General features: G+C 46.6%; 1 protein-coding gene. It reads right to left on the reverse strand.

Going from position 1 to position 1935, the window contains the following annotated elements; all coding sequences use genetic code 11:
* Positions 1-1053 precede the first annotated feature (1053 nt).
* Positions 1054-1935: tyrosine-type recombinase/integrase (locus tag F3059_RS13585; protein WP_151170206.1), on the reverse strand; the 882-nt coding region annotated here is incomplete at its 5' end.

A 1935-nucleotide genomic window follows, 5' to 3' on the forward strand; every position in this document is an offset into this window, starting at 1 on the left:
GGTGTAAGCATTTAGGCAAAAAAACGGCTCGGAGTCATTCTTTTCTAGAGGCTTCCCAAAAAAAATCGGGTTCACTTCTAGTGCCTTCCCTGTGGTGGAGTATGTAACGTTTCGGGCTTCCATCTTCAGCAGACCAAGTTAAGTAAAAAGGTCGATTTTACTGGTATTTCAAGGTTAGTTTTAACTGCCGGGCTTCGGGTTTACGGCTCGATTTTTAGTAATGAAGCTTTGGTTTGTGCGGCTGGATCTGCGCGGCTTCTTTACTAAAAATGAGCATCCAAGCGCGGCACTAAATTTCATTCGGAGGACGGCATCGGATCGCGCGCGGAAGGATTACGGGCAGACACAGGAAAAACAGCCTTGAGCTAAACGGCTGGACGGAGGCTGCAATGAGTGGAGCTTTAGCGGAACGGGTTGCAGTCCGAACGGCCAAGCCACCGGAGAGAGGTACGAACGAAGGTTGCGAGCCGCCTGCGAGTGGAGCAAGGGTGGAGTGCCAAAAAGCAGTGAGGAACGAGCTGCGTGGCACGACATACGTGTGGAGCTGAACGCAGTGGTTTTTGTAAATTTTCCATCCTTACAAAAACCCGGAGTGAAGCGGAACAAAAGCAAGGCTACCGCTTAAAAATCAATCGAGTTAGCCGCAGCCCGCAGCGACCCGCAGGCGAGCTAAATAATGGGCAGCGGGTGGATTTTTTGCGACTGAACGGAACGAGCGAGGCTTGTGCTAAAAATGAACACCTTTTAAAATCGATTCTGCTGTTTCATTTTTTGAACCAACGCAGTGGAGTGCAGAGAAGTGGCAAAAAAGACACAAGAGCTGCCGTGACGACTGACCGAGGAACGCAAGCAAGGTGACAAGCTGCGGAGCTTTAGCGGAGCACCCGAAGGGTTTTGCAGCTTATTTTTTGACCTTATAAAATCAACTCTTCCAAAAAATGGGCTGTAAAAGCTTGGCGACTTGCTTTGCTGACGACCGAAGGAGGAACACCGCTTTTCCTGTGTTTGGGGTTGCGACCTTGAGGAGCAACGAAGCGTGGGCGTGGGTTGGGTTTAGAACGGATAAAACTGGTCAATGTCCTTTTGTAGATCTTCGGTTTGATTGACCAAGTAACTTTCAGTTGAGCTTACATATCTGTGACCTGCCATGTACTGAACTTGCCTTAGATTAAACTCTTTCAACCAATGCGTAATTACAGAAGTCCGAACCTGTTTGAAGTTGATAAAGTCTTTGTTCTGTTCCCTGATCTCCTGGCTCAACCGCTTCCATATTTCCCCGCAGTCTGTTCTTTTGCTGTAGCCTTTGCCGATTGGTGGTGAGCTGATAAACAGGTTTTGGGTTTCTTCTCTGCAGAACTTTAAGAGTTCAGCTCTGGTGGTAAACTGGTATTCCATCAGTTCAATGATCTGCTTTGATTTCAGTTCTAAAGTCCGTTCGTTGCTCTTTCTGCTTCCACCGATAAAAACAGTTCCTTCCTTTAGTTTCAGGTCTTTCAGTTGCAGTTTATTCACTTCCGGAGTGGTCAAGCCCTGGTGGATCATCAGGCTAATAATGGCTTTGTTTCTGGCTCTGCTTAGTTTGTAGCTTTTGAACCAATTTCGATTTGCTCGTCCATCTTCATCGGTCGGAACCTGGTATTCATTGTAGAGTTTTTCAAGTTGTAGTTTATCTAAGATCGGGTAAAGTTTCTGTTTCTTGCTTCCCCTTATTTTCAGGTGCTGGACGGGATTGTCTGTTCGGTGGCCACAGTCGATTTGATAGTTAAAAAACTGCTTGATTACGTTCAGCCTTATGTTTCGGGTTTTGCTTTCCTGTCCCTTTTTCTGCAAGTGGTTCAGATAGGCCAAGACTTCTTTTGCTGTGGCGTTCTCCGGTTCTGTGTGGTCTTTGTCCAACCATGCTAAAAATTCAAGTGCATAGCTGTTGTAATGGCT

The organism is Salibacter halophilus (assembly GCF_008806325.1).
Lineage (GTDB): Bacteria > Bacteroidota > Bacteroidia > Flavobacteriales_G > Salibacteraceae > Salibacter > Salibacter halophilus.